Annotated in this window: 18 protein-coding genes and 1 pseudogene; 5 read left to right on the top strand and 14 right to left on the bottom strand. The window is 56.9% G+C overall.

Annotated features, from left to right (window positions below; translation table 11 throughout):
• The first annotated feature begins 2 nt into the window (after positions 1-2).
• Entirely contained in the window at positions 3-1,145 is a 1,143-nt protein-coding gene (locus AC1DYF_RS33075) for a hypothetical protein (protein WP_477882168.1), read from the top strand.
• A 33-nt stretch (positions 1,146-1,178) separates the two neighbouring features.
• Here the strand turns inward: AC1DYF_RS33075 and AC1DYF_RS33080 are convergent.
• The 11 genes and pseudogenes from AC1DYF_RS33080 to AC1DYF_RS33130 form a co-directional block, all read right to left on the bottom strand.
• Positions 1,179-1,797, bottom strand: a pseudogene (locus tag AC1DYF_RS33080) (recombinase family protein).
• Between the two features lie 256 nt (positions 1,798-2,053).
• Entirely contained in the window at positions 2,054-2,884 is an 831-nt protein-coding gene (locus tag AC1DYF_RS33085; protein ID WP_477882170.1) for a hypothetical protein, read from the bottom strand.
• Between the two features lie 110 nt (positions 2,885-2,994).
• A complete protein-coding gene (locus AC1DYF_RS33090) occupies positions 2,995-3,483 on the bottom strand; it encodes a hypothetical protein (protein WP_477882172.1) in 489 nt (162 codons plus the stop codon).
• Between the two features lie 19 nt (positions 3,484-3,502).
• Positions 3,503-4,204 (bottom strand): hypothetical protein, encoded by a 702-nt coding sequence (locus AC1DYF_RS33095; protein ID WP_477882174.1) that lies wholly within the window; start codon positions 4,202-4,204, stop codon positions 3,503-3,505.
• Between the two features lie 63 nt (positions 4,205-4,267).
• The gene (locus tag AC1DYF_RS33100) at positions 4,268-5,449 is read right to left on the bottom strand and encodes a GIY-YIG nuclease family protein (RefSeq protein ID WP_477882175.1); all 1,182 of its coding nucleotides are present in this window, start codon (positions 5,447-5,449) and stop codon (positions 4,268-4,270) included.
• On the bottom strand, positions 5,442-7,505 hold the full coding sequence (locus tag AC1DYF_RS33105) for a DEAD/DEAH box helicase (RefSeq protein WP_477882177.1): 2,064 nt from the start codon (positions 7,503-7,505) through the stop codon (positions 5,442-5,444). The genes AC1DYF_RS33100 and AC1DYF_RS33105 overlap by 8 nt, the downstream gene beginning before the upstream one ends.
• A 1-nt stretch (position 7,506) precedes the next feature.
• Positions 7,507-8,367 carry a hypothetical protein gene (locus AC1DYF_RS33110; RefSeq protein ID WP_477882179.1) on the bottom strand — a complete coding sequence of 287 codons (861 nt, stop codon included), beginning with the start codon at positions 8,365-8,367 and terminating at the stop codon, positions 7,507-7,509.
• Complete coding sequence (locus tag AC1DYF_RS33115) at positions 8,364-11,120, bottom strand: class I SAM-dependent DNA methyltransferase (RefSeq protein ID WP_477882181.1); 2,757 nt, start codon at positions 11,118-11,120, stop codon at positions 8,364-8,366. Before AC1DYF_RS33115 ends, AC1DYF_RS33110 begins: the two co-directional genes overlap by 4 nt.
• 125 nt (positions 11,121-11,245) lie before the next feature.
• Positions 11,246-11,875, bottom strand: a complete 630-nt coding sequence (locus tag AC1DYF_RS33120) for a hypothetical protein (protein ID WP_477882182.1) — start codon at positions 11,873-11,875, stop codon at positions 11,246-11,248.
• Positions 11,872-13,056, bottom strand: a complete 1,185-nt coding sequence (locus AC1DYF_RS33125; protein ID WP_477882184.1) for a relaxase/mobilization nuclease domain-containing protein — start codon at positions 13,054-13,056, stop codon at positions 11,872-11,874. The genes AC1DYF_RS33120 and AC1DYF_RS33125 overlap by 4 nt, the downstream gene beginning before the upstream one ends.
• Positions 13,053-13,376 carry a plasmid mobilization protein gene (locus AC1DYF_RS33130; RefSeq protein ID WP_477882186.1) on the bottom strand — a complete coding sequence of 108 codons (324 nt, stop codon included), beginning with the start codon at positions 13,374-13,376 and terminating at the stop codon, positions 13,053-13,055. The genes AC1DYF_RS33125 and AC1DYF_RS33130 overlap by 4 nt, the downstream gene beginning before the upstream one ends.
• 1,067 nt (positions 13,377-14,443) lie before the next feature.
• Between AC1DYF_RS33130 and AC1DYF_RS33135 the strand changes: the two genes are divergently transcribed.
• Both AC1DYF_RS33135 and AC1DYF_RS33140 read left to right on the top strand, forming a co-directional pair.
• On the top strand, positions 14,444-15,385 hold the full coding sequence (locus AC1DYF_RS33135) for a 5'-nucleotidase (RefSeq protein ID WP_477882188.1): 942 nt from the start codon (positions 14,444-14,446) through the stop codon (positions 15,383-15,385).
• Positions 15,386-15,443: 58 nt separating this feature from the next.
• On the top strand, positions 15,444-15,752 hold the full coding sequence (locus tag AC1DYF_RS33140; RefSeq protein WP_477882190.1) for a hypothetical protein: 309 nt from the start codon (positions 15,444-15,446) through the stop codon (positions 15,750-15,752).
• Here the strand turns inward: AC1DYF_RS33140 and AC1DYF_RS33145 are convergent.
• The gene (locus tag AC1DYF_RS33145; RefSeq protein ID WP_477882192.1) at positions 15,749-16,198 is read right to left on the bottom strand and encodes an SAM-dependent methyltransferase; all 450 of its coding nucleotides are present in this window, start codon (positions 16,196-16,198) and stop codon (positions 15,749-15,751) included. The two genes, AC1DYF_RS33140 and AC1DYF_RS33145, sit on opposite strands and share 4 nt — an antisense overlap.
• A gap of 436 nt (positions 16,199-16,634) precedes the next feature.
• Between AC1DYF_RS33145 and AC1DYF_RS33150 the strand changes: the two genes are divergently transcribed.
• A complete protein-coding gene (locus AC1DYF_RS33150) occupies positions 16,635-16,922 on the top strand; it encodes a plasmid mobilization protein (RefSeq protein WP_477882194.1) in 288 nt (95 codons plus the stop codon).
• A complete protein-coding gene (locus tag AC1DYF_RS33155) occupies positions 16,919-17,116 on the top strand; it encodes a hypothetical protein (RefSeq protein ID WP_477882196.1) in 198 nt (65 codons plus the stop codon). Before AC1DYF_RS33150 ends, AC1DYF_RS33155 begins: the two co-directional genes overlap by 4 nt.
• 502 nt (positions 17,117-17,618) lie before the next feature.
• On the opposite strand, the gene AC1DYF_RS33160 is transcribed toward AC1DYF_RS33155, so the two are convergent.
• Together AC1DYF_RS33160 and AC1DYF_RS33165 are read right to left on the bottom strand one after the other, a co-directional pair.
• On the bottom strand, positions 17,619-17,780 hold the full coding sequence (locus tag AC1DYF_RS33160) for a hypothetical protein (RefSeq protein ID WP_477882204.1): 162 nt from the start codon (positions 17,778-17,780) through the stop codon (positions 17,619-17,621).
• A partial coding sequence (locus tag AC1DYF_RS33165; RefSeq protein ID WP_477882198.1) for a calcium-binding protein occupies positions 17,764-18,537 on the bottom strand: 774 nt, incomplete at its 5' end. The genes AC1DYF_RS33165 and AC1DYF_RS33160, both read right to left, overlap by 17 nt.

An 18,537-nucleotide genomic window follows, 5' to 3' on the forward strand; every position in this document is an offset into this window, starting at 1 on the left:
TCATGCGTTCGTCCGCCGTGGTCAATGACCAATCCACCCCATACCGCCAAGCCGCAGCCCTTGCTCAGCGCCTCGAAGCCATAGGTATCAACCCGTACCAGTCGGACAAGGAACGATACCTTGTGGCATTGCAAGGCGGCCCTGGCGAGATCATCGAACTCGGCAGGCCGCTCCGTGGATCACGGTTCTTCGCAAGCCACGCCATTCGCAAGAACCGTCCCGTGCTCGAGGATTTCGAAGGTTTTGCGGAGCAGGACGGATTGAAGGATTGCGTCTATTGGGGGATCGGCCTGACTGGCGCTAAAGCCGACGCTGCCGAACTTGGCGATGCCATGAAGCAGTTCAATGACCGGATCAACATCGAGTTCAGCGAATTGCGAAAGCGGTTTGCTTTCGAGCTTCTATTGCTTGTCGTCCATCCCCGTTTCGACCCCGTCTCCGGTCTCTTCGATCTGCACGCACATTTCGTCGCCCGGGCATTGCCGGAGCGTCGCGAAGCTATCCGCAGACGTCTCATGACGAAGTTCTCGAAGATTGATCTTCCTGACGGTCCGATTCGGAGGGCTGCGGCCATTGCGACCTATATGCTTTGGGGCATATTCCGGAACAAGGTCATGATCACGTGGCCGGATCATGCCCTGCAAGCCGTTTGGGGGCTGACCCAGAGCCGTTTCCGTTTCGTAAGGTCCGGAGGGTCATTTGCGAAATGGAAAGCATCCAGGCGGTCTCCAGAAGAAAAGATGGAGCAGTCGTTGGACAAAGAGCGCAGGGAGCGAAATCGTGCGGAGACAGCCGATCCCCGCCACCGGGCATTCACAGGCGACCGGTTGCTTTCGAAAATGATTGTTAAAATCCGAGGCGTCAGGATCGCAGCACTTCTGTTTGAAACGACAAAAAACGAAAACCCCGGAGCGGTCGGGATAAGCCTGCCAGACGCCGGGCCTATGTATTCCTCAGCGACTATCTCCGTAACTCAGGAGTCCCGAGACAAGGTCGGTGACGCCTCAAATTCGAGAGCACGCCGAAACGCAGACCCATTCTGGAATGGCCTCCGAACGCGATTATCTCGGTTTGGAAAGGCGGTGCGGTCTTGGAGTACCAAATTCGGCGATTTCGCTCAAGCCGCGCTCAGAAGGCTTTTGTAGCGAAGTGCTGGAAAGCAAGACAACGGTGGATGGCTAAAGGACTCCGAGTGCTTTCCTGCCATCTTCACGCAAGCCTCCATCCGGCCCAACATGCCGATAGAGCGTTTGCCGGGATATGCCGAGTTCCTTGCAGAGATTGGCAACCACGGTTTCAGGCTTGCCCATGGATGCCTGTGCCAGTCTGATCTTTGCAGTCGTCATCGTGGCCTTGCGACCACCGACACGTCCTCGGGCGCGAGCGGACGCCAGCCCGGCAATAGTTCGTTCCCGGATCAACTCCCGTTCGAACTCGGCAAGCGACGCGAAGATTCCGAACATCAGCTTCCCCCTGTGCCGTCGAGGTGTCGATTGGCGTCTGCCCAGACAAGACTCGAAAGCCGACGCCGCGCTTTGATAGATCGTCCACGGTGGTCACCAGATGGCGGAGATCACGACCCAATCGATCGAGCTTCCAAACCACGAGTGTGTCGCCGGACCGCAGCGCTTTCACGCAGGCGTCCAATCCCGACCGGTCGTCCTTCTTGCCGGACGCGAAGTCTTCATAAATCATCTGGTCACCGACGCCAGCATGCAACAGTGCGTCCTTCTGAAGGTCCAGAACCTGCGACCCGTCTGCTTTCGACACCCGCATATACCCGATCAACTCACCCATGAAACCAGTCTCCCCAAGCCGTCACTCAAACGGTCGTTTGTGAGACAAAGGATGAAACCAGGTTTCGTCGGCGGCAAGCTGTCATTTATCTCGTCACGTTTTCTATGTGCCGAAAATGCCCCCGGATTCCAAAGTGACGTCTTCGGCGAGCATCTGATAGACGCGCGACATCAGTATGATTCAGGAAGATGAGTCCCTCTACGATGCCATGGGGTTGCCAAAATTTGTGAAGGAAAGGGAGCCTCTCGTTGTGCCACTATTTTGAGCCAAGCATCCCTACGGCTGCGGCCGCCGAGGGCACCATCGTCAGTTCGTATTCGCGCCGAGGCGGGTTCCAACCCTCCGCCACGAGGCTCACCCAGAACGGTGAGCCGTCCTTCCGACGATCCGGCTCCCATTCCAGCAAGGAAGTCAGACGCTGCGCCAATCCGCCATAGGCGCTGTTCGCAGATTGATAGCTGTCCTTGCCCAATGCCTCCTTGGCTAGGGTCCGCATGGTCGCCGTCCGCCTCGGCGCATTGGCGTGCGTGCGAAGTAGTGCTATCTCACGATCGGACAATCCCACCTCCTCAAATGCTCGACGGAAGGCAGTTTCGTCCGGCCGGAGCCTCAGCGGTCGTGGTCGTGCCCACGGTGCGAGAAGTGACTCCGGGTCCAGCGTCAAGTCATCCCACCAGTAGGGACCCGGTTCACGCTCTCGGATATTTGGAAACGCCACCTGCGAACCTGCGGCGATCTCATGGGAAAGATTCCTGCGTTCCGCGACAGATTTCATTTTGGTGAACTCTCTTCCAAAGCCGCCTGCCCGAAGATGTAGACAGAACAGCTCCCATTCGCCGGGCGCGGCGGTGAAGCGTTGGTGTAGTTTTTTATGGCAGGGTTCGCAGACTGGATAGGATGCGGGTCGCTCGAACCGAAACGGTTCGGAATAGTCTTCGGAATGCCAACCTTGGTGAGTGCGCTCAGGGTCGCCGCACATACCACACGGCTCCCCCTCAAACGGCGCATGCTTTCCGGTCAGTGTGCTAAATGCGGTAACGATTCGGTCGCGCTGCCGCCCGCTGTATCCATTATAGTTGCCAGTCATTCCGATCCTTCAAGTGCCATGGGCGTTTATGCCAGTAGCTGAAAATCTAAACAAAGGACTCCATTGCAGTTATGGATGAAACACCGCCTGTGACCTACTTGAGTTGGATTTTAGGCCGCGGCTCTTTCGACGCTACCAAGAACCGCCTTGACCTTCTCGGCGAGGCTGAGAGCGCCCGCCGCGGCAAGCCAGTTTTTCCAAGAGGTGTGCGCGACCTTGCCTCCGACCATCCTGCCGTCGAAAAGCGGAAGCACAGCGGACTTCGGCAGGGCGACTGCGTCGTGGAATTCGAACCGCTTGGTCCACCGCACAGCAACGAACCAATCGGCTTTGTCCAGGTTATGTTGCTTGAGGGAAATCCGAGGAAATTCGCCGTCGGTCCCAAGAATTCGTGACTTGACCTCGATCTTCCCGTACTGCGGCGAAAAGACATCGCTCCCGCGATTATTGCCCCCGACGACTTCGCCTCCTGTTGCGATGGCTACCAGCAGTTCACTCAAAAGCTGATGGCTGATGCTATCGTACCTTGCGATGCATTTTGCGGTCCGCAAAATACCGAACATTTCAGCAGCATCCTGTATAGCGAACTCATTCTTCACCTAGGGTTCTCCGTTTCGGTTATGTTTCATCCCGCAAGACATGAGATGCTATCCGGTCGCTCCGACCATTGTAAAAGCGGGACAGATCGAGGAATACACCGGAATTGTTCTTAAAAGTCTGTTGCCTATCACCATTGTGATCAACATATCCAACGTTGACATTTAACCAGAAGCGAAATTCTCCCGCGTCAAACTGCCAAAGATTATCGCCACGCATTACTGCATCGTAGGTTTCGCGCACTCTCCCCAGTCTGCAAACTGTCATCACCAAGTTCACAGGTGTTTGATCGGATTTTCGCCATAGAAATTCATCGCTGTCCAAGCTGACTAAATCAGCATCAGAAAAATCCCATCCGACTTGGGATTTAACTTCAGCAAGATCATCATAGGGGTGCGTGTGGAAGTCTCCCAGCAACATGAGATGAGGCGACCAACGCTCGATTAGGTTATGCTTTAGTTCAGCGGCGTGCTCATTCGGGGTTACCGAACCATTCGTCCGCCTTGCCGAAAGGCTAAGGCTCATCCGGTCGAGATAGAGATTAATCGTATCGTTCTCAATCTTCCTGAAGCCCCAGATATAGCCGAACGTCTCGACCTTTTCCTTGTTCTTCTTGTTCCGCTGGTCACCCAAAACATAGGCTTCAAGAGCAGCTAGTGTCATAGACTCGATCAACTGATCAGAAAGCTTAACCCGGAAAAAAGGCTCCTCAACTTGTGTCACAGCGTCCTCCTTGGACGATAGCCCAATCATTGTCGCATATCGCATCCGCGAACCGCCACCCAGTTACAAGATAGCCTTCAACCGCGCCTCGGCCGGGTCATATTCAAACTCCGTAATCGTCCCGTCCTTCACCCTCGCCACCACCTCGTCGATGACATGCAGCGGCACCAGATACCATTCCTTGGGCTTCACTGGGTTGCCGAACCGGTCTTGGATGGTGAGGTCCAGGCGTGCCGGGGAAAGAACGCGGTGCAGCACGTTTTCCAGCCGTGTGCGGTTGATGTTAAAGAGCTTGTAGGTCGCGACGACCTCGACGTCGGCCAGAAGGTATGTGGAGTCGAGGGCCGCGTGGGCGATCCGGGCCTCGACAGGTCCTCCGGTGACGCCAATCTTGTGAATGAGTTCGCGATGCGTTGCGACGTCGGGATGGTCGGACTGGCTCCGCAGCACGTAGATGGTGCCGCTTTCGAGGTCTTCATCCTCAGCCACCCCGCCGAACAAAGGCCCGGCGCTGGGGTCTGTGATTCGACGTCCAGCCTCGTCTTTGTAAAGCGCTCGTTGAAGCGACCTGCGCAAGAGATTGCTCTCTGTTCCATTGGAATAGATCACCCGCAGCCGCGCGTCATATTCACCGTTTGGCGCTTTGATTGTTTCGCCCATCTCCGCGACATAGGCGATCTGGCCGCCCAATATGAAGAACTCGCCTTTCCGGATCGCGGCATCTTCGCCGAACAACCGTGTCTCGCGGGCGGCCTTGTCGAGGTCTTCCTTTACCCGGGCAAACAGCGGCTCGAAGGTTTTGAAGTCCACGCAAGGCGTCCGGTCGGCAACCTCCTCGGCGGCGCGGACTTCCGCGCGGGGCTTCACATGGGTCAGTTGCGTGAGGTCCACGTCGCCGACCGGCTCGATGCCGAGTTCCGCCAACAGCGTGTCGTCGTCCATCGCCTCGGCGGCGGCGTCGGTAGCGGCTGGGGTCGCCAACAGGTCGTATCGGTCGAATCCCTGAAGGAGCGTTCGGCAATCCTCCTGCGCGCGCAGCCGATCCAGGCGCACGGCATAGAGGCGTTCGAAGATATCCCGCTCTTCGCCATGCTGGGGGACACGGCCATGCTCCTCGCGAAACCGGACGATGTCTTCGAATCCGGCAATGATCCGCTCCTCGCGGGGCGTTCGCGCAGCCTGCTTCCTGGCCTCCGGGGCGTGGCCCAGTTCGGCGAGAAGGTCGTTGTCGGAAATATCAACCATTCTTCTGCTGCTCTACATGTCGCTTGAGGGCGGCCACGCCTTCGGCCATACGCTTTTCCCACGCGTCGGCCGACGTGATGTCAGGCGCGCGGCCGCGCTCCTGCATGAATTTTCTGGCCCTCAAAGCCAAGTCCCGGGCTTCCTCATAGGGAATGCTGAGCTTCTTGCTCGCGATCACCGCGGCAACCTGTTTCAGCGTCTGCTCGCTCATGGATTTCGCCAGAATCGAATAGGCAGCCTCGAACGGGTTGATCCTGTCGATCATGTCGATGTCGAGATTGCGGACGTCCATGGCGAATTTCCGGACCCCGTCGATCAGCGCCGAACCACCTGTGAGTTGGCCGGAGTCTTGCATTTCGGCGGCAATGGCCTTGGCCTTCTGGGTCAGGTTCAGGGCAGCGATGGCGTGCTGCCGGATAGCTTCCTGATCGACGTCGCTTAGGTCCGGATAGCGATCCTTGACGATCTTGCCCATGCGAACCTGTGTGAGTTCCTCCGGCACGGTCTCGTCATCGAACAGCCCCTTCTCCAAGGCGGGCTTATCCTGAACGAAGGCTGTGATGACCTCGTTGAGGTCTTCAGTGCAGATTCGCTTGGCCTCGTTGCTCTGGGGCGTGACAAGACCGTTGATCTCGAAATGGAATTGCCCAGTTGTCTCGTTGAACCCTACATTCGTGCCCTTGGGATCATAGCCCTTTTCGCCATAATCAAAGTCATCAAGCGGGCCGCTTTCCGCATTCTTCGGCGTGAAGTTGAACCGCGGCGCGAGCACCTGTTCCATCAACAGACTTGCGGCAATCGCCTTGAGGGTGTCATTGACCGCATCGACCACGGCTTCTTCGCTGGCATCCGGCTCGGCGATCAGGTTGGTGAACCGTGCTGACGTCTTGCCGGGGGCATCGCGCGTGGCGCGGCCAATGATCTGGATGATCTCGGTGAGGCTGGCGCGATAGCCGACCGTTAGTGCATGCTCGCACCAAATCCAGTCAAAACCCTCTTTCGCCATGCCCAGCGCGATGATGATGTCGATGTGGTCGCGGTCGTTCTTGTGCTTGGGGTCTTTCAATGCCGAGACGACCTTGTCACGCCGAGCAGAATCGTCATCGACTAGGTCAGCGACCTTGATGAGACGTCCGTCCGCCAGCCGGACCAGATGGAATCCGGTCTTGGGGTCTTCACCCTCCCAGGTACCGAGGGCGTCCATGATCTCGTTGACCTCCTTCACCTTGTCCTTGGTGCTCTCCCGGGAATTCACGTTCGGGATATGGACGATGGTCTTGAGAGCGGGGTCCAGCACCTTGGTGATGGCTTCGAGATAGCGCCCGGAATAGAAGAAATAGCCGATATCCAGAGACTTCAGGTGATCGTAGCCGTTGAGCTGCTCATAGTAGGTGTAGGTGACGGTGACGAACTTCGACTCGTCCTGCGGGGCGAGCACGGCCTCGGCGTCGCCGCGAAAGTAGGACCCTGTCATTGCCACTAGATGCACCCGGTCGCGGGACAGGAACAGGCCGAGCTGCACGCCAAGCTTGTTGTCCGGGTTCGAGCTGACATGGTGGAACTCATCGACGGCGATCAGGCAATCATCAAAGGCTTCAATCCCCAATTCCTCGACCGCAAAGCGGAAGGTTGCATGGGTGCAGACCAGGACCCTGTCATCACTTTCAAGAAACTGGCCAACGGCTTTCACCTTGCCCTTGGCAACCGACGTATTCTCGATGCCGGCGACGTTGCAGAGGTTCCATTGCGGTTTCACCGTCCAGTCGGCCCAGAAGCCGTAGTTCGAAAGCGGCTCGTCGGCGAAGCTGCCGCCGATAGATCGTTCCGGCACAACGATAATCGCTTTTCGGACATTCTGGTTATGAAGCTTGTCGAGCGCGATGAACATCAGCGCCCGGGACTTGCCGGATGCCGGGGGCGATTTGATCAGCAGATATTGTTCGCCGCGGTGCTCGTAGGCCCGCTCCTGCATGGTTCTCATGCCGAGTTCGTTCGCCTTGGTGGATGCGCCAGTTCCGGCGGTACGCATGGAAACGGAGGGAATGGTTTTGGTCATCTCAAATGGTCTTTCTCTGGTCAAAGCGGCGAAGGAATAGACGCGCAGTGACAAGCATTATTTGGAGCCGAAACGTTGCGTCTTCCTCTTCCGACAATCCTGGGTGCCCGCCGTGAGGATGCATTCTGCTCATCAACCCTTGTACGTATTGGGGCTTTTGATTGTTGGCATGCCATTCGTTGTAGTCTGGGAGCAGGAACGGTGGTTGAAGACCAGAACCCAGAAAATCGCGCTTTACCTTGCTGTCGTTGACGCCCGTATAGCCAAAACGAACTGCAATCTCGTTCAAATAATCTTCATAGAAATTGCGAAGCTCGCCATTAGCTGACGACCACTCACCTCTTTGGAACGCAGAGAGCGCTCGATCTAAATGCCCTTTTGCGACTGCGAAGCCGTACCGTTCCAGGAGATCAACAACCTCACTCTCCGCTTCGCGGAAATCCAAGCCTGGGATGTCAGCAGGCAACATCCTTTGGATTGAGATAGTTTTGTTAGCCGAGCTTCTTGCCCATGCGTACTCAGGATCAATCTCAGTCTCGGTTTCGATGACTTCGAAACCGTCGAATCTAAGTCCTGCGACCAACTTCTTCCAGGCCTCGGAATTGCGGGTTCTGGGAGGGGCCTTGATAGCCGTTTCGACTAGGGCACGATCAAGATTGACCCGTCCGTTCTCGGTCATCACGGGGATAGAGTCGTTGGCTGCGATCTTTGCCAAGCCAGCTACGCGCCCGGATTTGCTTGATGAACTGTATTTCCCATCAATCCCCCATTGAACTTCCAAGACGTCGATGTCGCTATGTGAATTGAAATCGGAGATGACTTCGGCAGCAGCCACGATTGTCATGCGGTTGAACTCAGTCATGCAGCCCTCTTCGCTTTGGTCATCTTCGTATAGAGTTCGAACAGCTTTTCCAGGCGTTCAGTGTCGTTCCGGAAGCGGCGTCCAATGTAGATGCGTTCCAGAACTTCGTCATTTCGCTCATGGGCGGCGCGGAGGTCAGCGGGCATGGTTTCGGGGTCGTAGAGATCAGCTATAGTCGCGGGGAAGTGCGCCTCGCGGGCGAGCAGGATGTCCTCGGCGCAACGGGTCAAGTCGGCCTTGTTCTTTTCTGTGAGCGAAGGCACTGGGAAGGTGTTCCAGCCGAGGGTGTTAGAATAAGAGAAGTCGGTTCGCATCCGTACGCAAACCGTGCCAATCCACACCCAATGAAGGCGTGAGGCAATGAGAGCCATGTTCCAAAGTGGGCAATCGAAAAAGGCAAAACATTTATTGGAAATGATGGAGCCAGCGGGAAGCAGTCCACATGGAAGATATTCGCGATTCTCGGAACTGATTGCGGCAATAGCGATAACTGCCTCATTACCCAACTGACGGACTTCACCGAACCTGTAGGGGATAGTCGCAAGCGCCCTAGTAGTCGCGCGATCGGATGCTGCGCGTTGCGCCCGAACGCCTGCGAAGCGCTCATGCAACCATGCGTTTTTGATGGCCACCTTATATTCGTCGTCCTCAACCCAAATGCATCTGCGCTCAATTCCACGGATGAATTCCTGCGAGCCGACAAATGGGCGGATAAAAACGGGCGCGACGTCGTGATCCCGTATGCATTCCACCGCCTCATTTACGTCAAGCAACAAATATCCGCCATCATTGGGCATGTTGCCGAAACTCATCTCATTTAAGTCGCTGAGAGGGCGTGAAAGCTGGCCAACAGTGATATTCGGCCCCGACACCAGGTATGCGTTGATGTTCTCGACTGTCTTGACGGTCGTGCCGTTGCCGCCCACGTCGGAGAAAAGGAGCCGCGTCCGCCCCGCATGATTTGACATGCCTACAATGACGACGGTCACGCCAGCATTGTAGCTCGCGAGGTTGGCCCATTTGAATGAAGCGTGAGCGAAGGCGATCTCGTGCCCAGCGGCGAAAATCAGCGACCAGAGGGTTTCCACCTGTCGTCCCTGGCAAATGGAATTCGTAGACACGAACGCGGATACTGTCGTCGTCTTGGTACCATAGTCAGCGGCCTTCATGAACCAGCCAGCGACATAGTCGAGAGATTTCCAGTTCGTCGTGCGGCCATCGAAGATAGATTTAAGGTCCGACTTCTGCTCCTCGGTCTGCCACTGGCTACCTCGGTAAGGCGGGTTCCCGCAGATATACGTCTCCCCACCCTCGTTGTCGAAATCGATTTGAGCCTGATCGAGCGGCGTATGAAACAGATCGTCCGCATGGAGCTTGACGCCCGTTCCCGTTGGTGGGCAAATGCTCAGCCAGTCGAGCCGCAGCGCGTTACCACAGACGATCCAGTTTTGTGCGTCGAGAGGAAGGAATTCGGCCAGGGCTTCTTTCTGGCCGCGATGGATGACGTCGCACTGGTACTCGGCGATAATCAAGGCGAGCCGCGCGATCTCGGCCGGGAAATCACGCAGTTCGATCCCTCGGAAATTCGTCAGCGGAAGTTCGGAGCGGCGATCCGATTCGCCGCGGCGCTTGTTGATCTCGGCTTCGATTTCTCGCATCTGCTTGTAGGCGATAACCAGAAAATTGCCGGAACCGCAGGCAGGGTCGAAGACCCTGATCCGCGACATACGGCGTCGGAGGTTTAGAAGCATGCGAGAATTTGTGTCAGCCTCCTTCAGTTGCGCCTTGAGATCATCGAGATACAGAGGATTCAGGACTTTAAGGATGTTTGGCACGCTGGTGTAGTGCATGCCCAGCGCGCCGCGCTCCTCGTCATCGGCAACGGCCTGGATCATCGACCCGAAGATATCCGGGTTGATCATTTTCCAGTTCAGGTTGCCGATGTGGAGAAGGTAGGAACGTGCGATCTTGCTGAACCGGGGCACCTCCGTGCTGCCGGAGAACAGTCCGCCATTTACATAGGGAAAGCCGTTGGCCCATCTCGGAAGGTTAGCCTTAGCGCGATCATCGATCTTGGTGTTCATCGCCCGGAAAAGCGTGCTGATGACGTCATGCGTATTGGACGAATCGCGCTCGCTCATCTGATCGACGGTGGCGGTGAACAGCCCTTCGCCGTTGAGTATGTCGGTGTCTTCGGCAAAGAAGCAGAAGATCAGTCGGGCCATGAAATGGTTCATATCCGGACGCCGCGCCGCCGTCGCCCAATCAGGATTGTCCTTGAGAAGCTCGATATAGAGCTTGTTCAGGCGTCCAGTGGCCCGGATGTCGAACGAGCTTTCGCGGATTTGCTTGACGGTCGTAATGCCCGCAAGCGGCAGGAAGAAGCCGAAATGATCCGGGAACTGGGGGTAGCCGCAGGCGAGCGTCTCGCCGCTCGTGAGGTCCTCAGCCTCGAAGGCGATTCCATCGGTCGCCAGAATGAACCTGGCCTTGGTGGACGCGGTCTTGGGGCTTTTGCGGAGCGCGACCAAGGTCTCACTGACATTGCTTGGCGCGCAGGTGGCAATATGGATATGAGGCTTCTGTAGCACGCCGCTCGGCAGATCGGAGGCATTGGCCGTAGTCTGGCGCAGCCGTTTGATGGCGGTTTCCTTGAATCCAAATGCGGTCAGGAAAGCGAACGGAAACTCCCCGGCGTCAAACGGCCGGTCGGCCAGTCCCGATACCGCTTCCTCGATCTCGACCGCATTCATGCGCCGTCTTCCCCCATGCCCGTGTTCTTGTCCCAATCCTCAACGTCAGCGGATCGGAGATTGTTAGGAGTTATCCATAGCGGACGGGAGTTGAGTCGTCATGTGCGAACAACATCGCGGGAAATTTAGGGCTTCGGTTTGTCCGGATCGTCGCCGGGGTCTTTGTTTTCAGATAGGCCGTCCGGCGTAAACGCAATGACGGCATCATCGGGGCCAGGTCTATTGACTGCGGTGCGTCCGCCTTCGATCCAGGCCAAGGCTGACCTCAAAATCTTGACATCGGTTTCCTCCTCTGTGCTGTCACGGTCATAGCACCGCGAAAGCTCGGACCAGAGACCCCATCGCCTGATGTGTGCAAGCCAATCGAGAGCGGCGTCCGGAACGCGCTGCCGCAACGCCTTCATGGCGTCGTCTCGCGCTGTGCCGCCGCGACGAATGTGATCGAACAGTAGGCAGTAGGGAACACAGCCTTGCGCCATGACAACGTCCACGTATCGGACACCAACACCGAGACGCCGCGCGGTCTCGATCCGGCGAGCATGTCCCGGAGACATTGGTGGGGCAACGTAGGGCGCGGGAGCCAGAGGCTGGACGGGCATCCGGCCGAAGATCAGCATGAACAGACCCAGAAGCTGCGCCGCCGCCAACTGCGCCGGATCAGCGTGCCGCGCTCGCCGGGTTTCGTACATCCTTTTGCGGAACCTGTCCCAGCAGTTCCGACGTCTCTTCTGCCTTGTCGGGTTCATAGTTTTCATGGCGTCCTCCTCCTGAGATCATAGGTCGGTGGAGCCTGGGCTTTGGTGTCGGCCGGCGGAAATGATTTCCGTGTCTGCCGCGCCTCGGTGATCCGCCGGGAAAGGCGGACGGCTTCGGGTTCGAAGATCGATGTGATCCATGTGGCGAGTTCCCGAGCGCGGCGGAGAAGGTCGTCGAGGTCCAGCTTGCCAAGACGATGTAGAAAGTACCGCTCACAATATCGGCGACGCATTATCGCCGGGACAGGCGATCGACCTTGTCTAGCAGCGTCCTGAATGCCTGCGCCTGCTGCCGCTGCCCGTCGAGCACCAATGACAGGATTTCCATCAGTTGGGCAATCCGGTCCGGCCCTTCCGGCGTCTCCAGCAGGTTCAAAAGCGGCAGAAGCTTCGTGGTGTTGTGTTGAACTGAGACCAGTAGCTGCAGGTGCTGGGGTCTGGGTTCCGATAAGTCGCTCATTCTCGATCCTCTCCATGAATTGCAGGAATTCGCTTTGCCGCACGCCTGCTGCACGATTGGCGGCCGCAACGAATGTCCCGGACGGGTTGACCAGGATCGGGCCTTTGTCGCCATCCTCGATCCTCAAACCCTGGCGGCGGATTTCGCGGGCGAAGACATCGGGGCCGGCTGCGAAGGCTTGTTTGATTTTGGTGCGGTCGAACTTCGGCACGTGCCGTTCGGCCCGCTTTCGGGCAATGTCTGAAAATCCTTCGATCCTTTGCTCACGCCTTTCGGCGCGAGCGGGCTGGACATGCTCCCCATGGTCCCGCTCGTAACGGCGGGCGAGGTCTTCCAGGCGCGCGTAGTCATTTCGGCAATCAAGGACCCGTAGTGTCACGGGATCGACCTCCGCGACGGCGATATGGAAGTGCGCCCGGCCATCCTTGAGATGGCGAACGATGAGCCGGGGTCGGTCTGGGCCAATGCGGAACTCGGCGTCCAACGCACATAAGAATTCGCTCAATTGCCGGGGCGTCATTTCACGTTCCGGGGAAATCGACAGATGCCGAAGGCTGTATCCGCAGCCTTTTGCCTTGGCGAGTGCAGAGGCGTCGTGGAGTGCATTTCTGTCGCCCGCCAAGACCTCGATCCGTTCATTCACGTCTGTTTTGTCAAGTAGGTGACGGGCAATGTATCGGACACCGCCCTGACGGCTGATCCGTGTGCTCTGGATTATCATCTAATGATATCCCGCAGTCTTTCGCGCAGCGCGTCGATTTCGGCAAGCGTTCGGGAAAGTTCGGGGTCGTGACCGGAGAGCTTGCCAGCATTGGCGCGCCTCACCAACTGATTCAGATTACCGCCAACTCGGCCAAGTTCACCCAGTGACCTGGTGAGGAGGTTGACGTGGGTGTGGTCGCGGGAACGAGCAGGCATCCGGATGCCAAAAGCGGCTCGCCGGATCAGTTCGGAAATCGAAAGACCTCGCGTCTTGGCGAGTTCTCTGATTTTCGCCAGTTCGTCCGCTGAGGCGCGAATGCGGATGATGTGGTCGCGCATCGAGGCATCCTCATCTTCGCGCCCACTGGGGGCGGGAGGGGTTCACGGGGAGGTCTCTCCCCTGACCAGTCGCCTGTGCCGTCCGTGGGCACAAGGCATTGCTGGCTCCCTCTGTTGTCTTCCCAAATGATGGTCTCGGGATTTCACCGGCGCAATCATCGTTCGAATTTCGAACGGTTCGGAATCCTGCATCGTCCCCAATGGCGATGCCAGCAAGGATGAGCATATCGGAGCGCCGAACATAGTGACCGTGAAACGGGCGGCGCGGGAATTCGCGCATGAAGAAATCGGATTCAAGGCAGCCGTAGGAGAGCGCCGGAAGCGGTCGGGACCGACTGCCGCCGATTTTGAATTCAATATTTTGAATATCTCTAAACTCGAAATGAAGATTTCGAATCTCGTATGATTGATTGTTCGGATATTGAGTTATCAGTTTATGGGGAGTTTAGGCGAATTTCGAAGCCTTTGATTCGATATTCGACCCGATCCCTTCGATATTCGAATATTCACCCAGATCGGCGGTTCCCAGGGCAAATGAACGGGCGACGAATGACTGCGACGCCCAACTCTGCCGCCGATCTGGCCGTCACGTACTTGTACGTTATGCGACCGCGTGACCATCAGCGTTGCTCCACAGTTGGCCATTCGACTTTCAACACGATCGGTTCGATTTACGAAGCTTTCGATTCAAATTTCGAACATAGTCAGTTCTGGACGCGACGAGCCGTCCAGGTCCAGTGCGGCGACTGGTGCGGGCGCAGACGGCACGTCGAGCCTCGGGCTGCAAGCTGGGCCTTGACGGCTTGGAGCGCTTCCGAAAATCAAGACCCCGAACATGCTTGGGCATGGCGGGAACTAGGCCAGCGCCAATGAGCTTTTGCTCTCCGGTAGGCTGCTAGAAACGGTTTCGAGGCCGTTGTGTGGATAAATGAGGTCGGAAAAGTATTGTATCCACGGGCGCTTATAGCCGCCCTCTTGCTCGCCAACCGAAACTGACGTCATTGCTTAAAAGGCGGCAACTATATAACCGCGAACCGTTCCTGCACTTTCGGAGTCTGACAATCACAATGGACGATTTGAAGGAAATCCTACGCTCGAAGCCTTTGCGAATCGGCATATCGACGCGGGCTTTGTTCGATCTTGAAGAGGAGCACGAGGTCTTCGCTTCGCAGGGCGTTCACGCATACACAGAGATGCAACGAGATAGAGAAACAACGATCGTTGGGAAGGGCGCGGGCTTTGATGTCATTGAGCGCCTATTACGGTTGAACGAGCCGGATCAGAAACCGTTTGTCCAGGTCGTGCTTCTATCGAAGAACTCGCCCGATTTATCCTTGCGGGCATTTCATTCTATCAGGCACTACGGGCTGGGTGTAATCACCGGGAGCTTCACTAGCGGGGCGTCACTGGGACCTTTCATCCCCGCCTGGGAAATCGATTTGTTTCTTTCAAATGATCAAACGGATGTCCAGGCGGCAGTTAACGCTAAGTCCGCCGCTGCCCGGCTTGGGCCAGTATCACAGATGTGGGAGCGAGCGACCGACGACGAAGTCCGCATAGCTTTCGATGGTGACGCCGTGGTCTTCAGCGCAGAGTCCGATGAAATCTACGCGAAGCACGGCCTCAAAGCCTTTCGCACACATGAGCAGGAGAATGCAAAGAAGCCAATGGAAGGCGGCCCCTTCGGCGAGTTCCTCAAAAAGCTGTCAATACTCCGCGCCATATATCTACGGGATGATGGCGTCAGCAAGGTGCGCATCGGCATCGTTACTGCCCGTGACAGCGAAGCACATGCCCGGGTAGTTCACACCTTGCGAGCATGGGGAACGCCCGCAGATGAAGCCCATTTCGTCGGCACCTGGTCCAAGGCCCCGATCCTCAAAGCGTTCGGTGCACACATCTTTTTCGACGATCAAGAAAAGCATGTTCTGGGTGCGGCTGGCGTTGTCCCTTCCGGACACGTCCCAGGACCGCATTTGCCGGACGTGCCGGTTATTCCTGCGCAGTGATATTGCCAAGCGGATAGAATTGATTAAGTTGGCTCAACCTGAAGGGGAGGGCGCGACTTTGGCATTCTCGAATAAAGAAGCATCGATAGTTCTGGGGATGGTGCAACGAGGCGACAAGCGGCACGACATCGCAGCATGGTATGGAGAAAATCAAGCCCGCGTAGCGGAAGTGGAGCAGGGCCAGTACGGCAATTTGACCGCTGCCCCAATTGACGAGCTGCCGCCGAAAGGTGCCCCAGGTCCGAAGGGGCGTCGGCTCAAGAGCAAAGTGTTGAAAGCGGTCGAGGCCCTAGAAACGGGTGACGCGACAACAGCGCTTCAGATACTTAAAGGCGGTCTGTCTGACTTTGCAAAAAACGAAGCCTAGAGATAGTCTCTGGGGCGCTCCAAAACCTTTCGGCAAGGTGGAACCCATGCAAGCCGGGGTAATTCCGCTGTTGCTTCTCTATGCCATACAAACCAAGCGTAGCCGGTGGCCGTTGACGCCTTTTGATCAACTCGTCCCTTAACCATCGGGACGCGCTCAGAGAACTGTGCGAATATGGTTGGCGGGTTTAACTTGAATATCGCCTGATACCGCCCGACGCTTTCAAGAAAAACCGTTCTGGCCAGTATCGCGACGCCCACGCGGGCGACTGCCATTGACCGAGTGACGAACTCCTCGGCCAGACGGAACGGTGGATTTGTAATCACCCAATCATGGGATCGGGCTTCATATGGGAAAGTCAGGAAGTCTCTGGTTTTGCCAAACCCATACTGGTAGGCGTCCGCAGAATCGACCGACTGGAAGTATTCCGCCAAGGGGCGTGACATGTATCCCCTCCCGCACGCGGGTTCGAGGCATGTCAAGGGGCGAACGACATCTGGACCGACAATGTGTTCAATTAACGCCCTCGTCGCCCATGGTGGCGTTGGGAAGTCGTCGGGACTGTCAGCTGGCTCGAAACGTTGCGCCATCACGGCGTGAGATGTGTTTTGCATGTGCCCTTCTAAGCTCCAATTCTTCCGAAGGGAATCCCTGTCGATCCACTTTCATTTGAATTCACCTGTGATGATATCCGAACAGCGTTGTTTGTGGCTGGTCATCACAGCGACGCCCAGCACCTTGCGGCCGGTGGAATCTCGACCAATCCTTGTCTTGTGGCAACATCGTTTCGAGTGCCTTCGGTTGCCACCTGTGCACGTGTGACCGCGCGCAGCAGGCCAAGGGCGTCAGCCCCATGTGGAACCCAAAGCGAGAGGTGGGTGAATGAAAGATACATCAATACGCTTCAGAGTTTCGGAAGCCGAAAAAGCGAATATCGAAGACTTCGGGCGGACGATCGGCACATCCGTTTCCGAACTTTTGCGGCAGGCTGCGGGGGACGTCTTGCGAGGCGACGTCCCTGGTGCGCGCCAACGTCAGCTTTGTGCCGACGTCCGCCGATGGGCTAATCTGCTACTGGAAATAATGGATACGCCGCCGATAGATAGTTCCCGGTTCCGAGTGGCGGTCGTCTCATTGCACACGGCAGCCCGCGAGTTGATCCAATCGTGATGATCATCAAGGGGCTGCAGACTCGTTCGAAATCAAGTATCAACCGTATCGTCCGGCACTTGCAAAACGGGGACGACAACGAGACCATCGCTTTCCTCAAGAGCAATGCGACCTACATCCGGGACATGCGCCGGGACGCCATTGCCAAGAAGGTAGGGTGTTCCGTCCAAGACTGGGAAGTCACGGCTGCATGAGATTATGGATAGACTTCAATTGCGCGAAGCCCGCAAAGAGTTCGCCAAGGAATTCGGGTTTGACGTCGATCATGCTGGCGTGCTCGAACTCCGGAACAACTTTCAACTTCAGACGCCGCCGACATCCACTGGCACACTCTGGTTGCCGAAATGATCCAGTGGCCGGGCGCATTATTAGACCAGGCTATTCATGAACTCGCGTGTCGGCGAATACCGGTTCGGTCATTCACGTGGATGCCTGCAAACGAGAGGCAGATGGCGAACTTAGGCAACAGAGGGAGCGTTTCTCGCCGGCGGATAAAACGTCTTGCGCCGTTGCCACATATGTCTGTAATATTGTCATACACGGTGAGTAGGTTTTTCACTGTCTTCTCAACGGCTTGGGAAAATGGAAAATCTTAGCTGGGACTCCAGGCGCCCCAGCCAAGCTCGTAGTTTCGTTTATTTTCAGGCAGTTAAACGAGGTGCATTAAGCGGCACCGGAACAGTTTTGCGCGCCAGGCTATTCCGACAAACCCAGCATCCCTGCGCCTTCTGCGAGCCTGTCGGCGCGTGCCGGAACCATGCCGATTGAGCGATGACTGACTAAGTCAATTTCAAGTATGCCGCGCTCCACGTCGCTATCGTTGACGATTGCGGTCTCCTTGTCAGAAAGCGAAATCATGCTTGCTCAGCGTGACGAGGCCGGTCAGCTCGATCTCAAGGTCGGCCTTGCCGCCGCCGTCGAGATCGACGCCGAGCATGGTGTAGTCATGCGCCGTGCCCTTGGCGTCGTGCTCGATCACCTGGATCTCGCCGATATGGTGGCCGAAGGCGTGGTCGCCGATCAGGCGGAATGCGGCGCCGCCAGCCAGTTTGAGCGCCGAAAAGTCCAGCCTGTCCTCGTTATGGACGAAATCGGTGATCGTATCGAACGCCTTGCTGGAGGAGTCCGAAGCCTTGGTATAGACGAACATATCCCTCTGGTCGCCGCCGGTGAGCTTGTCTGCGCCGGCGCCGCCGACGAGCTTGTCGCTGCCGCTGTCGCCCTCCAGCGTATCCCCGCCGCCACGGCCGACGAGTTCATCGTTGGCCTCCCAGCCGACCAGCTTGTTGTTGCCATTGGTGCCGAGCAACTTATCGGAATGCTCGCTGCCACTGACATTTTCGATACTGCTGAACGTGACTGTCAGGGTGGCAAATGAAAACTTCTCGATGTATTTGCCGGTCTCGAGATCGACTTTCTGCCCCTTGTCGAAAAGGTCAAGGGTGGTGTCACCGTCGCGGAAGTCGAGGAGGAGTGTGTCGCTTCCATCGCCGCCGGTGACAGATGTCTGACCATCGACGACGCGGAAGAGAGGATTTAAAGCGACAATAGCGTCATTGCCCGCGCCGGCGTTATCGACATCGGTGCCGCCSTCGAGCATGACGGTGTCGTTGCC

It is taken from the genome of Rhizobium sp. P2_G9 (assembly GCF_056403475.1).

Coding starts and splice junctions, on each gene's coding strand:
- AC1DYF_RS33075 (WP_477882168.1), top strand. CDS start 3: ATGCGTTCGTCCGCCGTGGTCAATGACCAATCCACCCCATACCGCCAA.
- AC1DYF_RS33085 (WP_477882170.1), bottom strand. CDS start 2,884: ATGACTGGCAACTATAATGGATACAGCGGGCGGCAGCGCGACCGAATC.
- AC1DYF_RS33100 (WP_477882175.1), bottom strand. CDS start 5,449: ATGGTTGATATTTCCGACAACGACCTTCTCGCCGAACTGGGCCACGCC.
- AC1DYF_RS33105 (WP_477882177.1), bottom strand. CDS start 7,505: ATGACCAAAACCATTCCCTCCGTTTCCATGCGTACCGCCGGAACTGGC.
- AC1DYF_RS33110 (WP_477882179.1), bottom strand. CDS start 8,367: ATGACTGAGTTCAACCGCATGACAATCGTGGCTGCTGCCGAAGTCATC.
- AC1DYF_RS33115 (WP_477882181.1), bottom strand. CDS start 11,120: ATGAATGCGGTCGAGATCGAGGAAGCGGTATCGGGACTGGCCGACCGG.
- AC1DYF_RS33120 (WP_477882182.1), bottom strand. CDS start 11,875: ATGAAAACTATGAACCCGACAAGGCAGAAGAGACGTCGGAACTGCTGG.
- AC1DYF_RS33125 (WP_477882184.1), bottom strand. CDS start 13,056: ATGATAATCCAGAGCACACGGATCAGCCGTCAGGGCGGTGTCCGATAC.
- AC1DYF_RS33130 (WP_477882186.1), bottom strand. CDS start 13,376: ATGCGCGACCACATCATCCGCATTCGCGCCTCAGCGGACGAACTGGCG.
- AC1DYF_RS33135 (WP_477882188.1), top strand. CDS start 14,444: ATGGACGATTTGAAGGAAATCCTACGCTCGAAGCCTTTGCGAATCGGC.
- AC1DYF_RS33145 (WP_477882192.1), bottom strand. CDS start 16,198: ATGTCACGCCCCTTGGCGGAATACTTCCAGTCGGTCGATTCTGCGGAC.
- AC1DYF_RS33150 (WP_477882194.1), top strand. CDS start 16,635: ATGAAAGATACATCAATACGCTTCAGAGTTTCGGAAGCCGAAAAAGCG.
- AC1DYF_RS33160 (WP_477882204.1), bottom strand. CDS start 17,780: ATGATTTCGCTTTCTGACAAGGAGACCGCAATCGTCAACGATAGCGAC.